The sequence below is a fragment of the Pseudomonas sp. NPDC087817 genome (genome assembly GCF_044742875.1).
Classification (GTDB): Bacteria; Pseudomonadota; Gammaproteobacteria; order Pseudomonadales; family Pseudomonadaceae; genus Aquipseudomonas.
The window spans coordinates 1-1,279 of the sequence record NZ_JBIUVJ010000133.1 but is presented as its reverse complement, the minus strand read 5'-3'; the positions used below and the strand labels follow the sequence as shown (position 1 = coordinate 1,279).

Below are 1,279 nucleotides of genomic sequence, written 5' to 3'. Positions count from 1 at the left end.
CGCTTGGGGTTTTGTTTTTCTACCCCGTTTGGTTTTGGCCTTTTCCGACAACCCTATTGGGGCCGGGGGATGGCCGCTGTTGGCTTTTTGCACGGCATCCATGCTGAGGGCACGAATGGCGTTGGCACGCTCACGACGGCTAGGCATCGCTGATCTCCTGGGTGTGAATAGATTGAAACGGAAAAAAGGAGGGCATTTTCCCTCACCGGAGCGCCTCGGGGCAATGACAGATAGTCATCCGAGGGCGTTTTTCCCATGGTTAACGGCGGTTTCCGTTGGTGAAACCTTTCCGCTGTTCGTTTGTAGAGTTAACCGTTTCGTGAGGAGTGCCATTTATCGAGCAATATCAAAACTTTTTGATATTGGCCTTGCGGTGATTTACCCCCGTCTCTAGACTGCTGCCCCATGAACTTACGCGTGCCTTCCATTCGCCATGACGATTGCGACGAGCTGGCGGCCCTGTGCAAGGCCGGCGGTGATCCGCTGCGGCTGAATGTACTGCGCGCGCTGGCCAACGATTCGTTTGGTGTATTGGAACTGGCGCAGATTTTCGGCATTGGCCAGTCCGGCATGAGTCATCACCTTAAAGTCCTGGCGCAAGCCGATCTGGTGGCGACCCGCCGCGAAGGCAACGCGATTTTCTATCGCCGCGCCCTGCCCCACACCGAACTGCTGGGTGGCAAGCTGCACGCTGCACTGTTAGAAGAAGTCGACAATCTGGCGCTCCCGGACGACGTCCAGGCGCGAATCGCTCAGGTTCACGCCCAGCGAGCCGCCGCCAGCCAAGACTTTTTCGCCCGAGTCGCGGAGAAATTTCGCGCCCAGCAAGACCTGATTGCCGGCCTGCCGCAGTATCGTGAAAGCGTGCTGGCCCTGCTCGACAAACTGAATTTCAATGGCGCTGCCACGGCCATTGAAGTCGGCCCCGGCGATGGTGCTTTTCTGCCGGAACTGGCACGCCGCTTCGGCACCGTAACCGCGCTGGACAACAGCCCGGCGATGCTCGAACTGGCACGTCAGGTATGTGAACGCGAACAACTGGCTAACGTCAGCCTGCAATTGGCCGATGCATTGAACGGCACCAGCCTTCAAGCCGATTGCGTTGTACTGAATATGGTGCTGCACCATTTCGCCGCACCGGCCGAAGCGCTCAAGCACATGGCCGGCCTGCTGCAACCGGGCGGTAGTCTGCTCGTGACAGAGTTATGTAGCCACAACCAGAGTTGGGCCAGTGTTGTGTTCTGTTTTCTCTGTTTGGGTTTTGTTATGGAGGATCTTT

General features: G+C 57.5%; 1 protein-coding gene and 1 pseudogene. One reads left to right on the top strand and one right to left on the bottom strand.

Annotated elements, in window-relative coordinates; all coding sequences use genetic code 11:
- Positions 1 to 147, bottom strand: a pseudogene (locus ACIONG_RS29870) (hypothetical protein); the annotation flags it as partial.
- Between the two features lie 258 nt (positions 148 to 405).
- Between ACIONG_RS29870 and ACIONG_RS29865 the strand changes: the two are divergent.
- A partial coding sequence (locus ACIONG_RS29865) for an ArsR/SmtB family transcription factor (RefSeq protein ID WP_401304563.1) occupies positions 406 to 1,279 on the top strand: 874 nt, incomplete at its 3' end.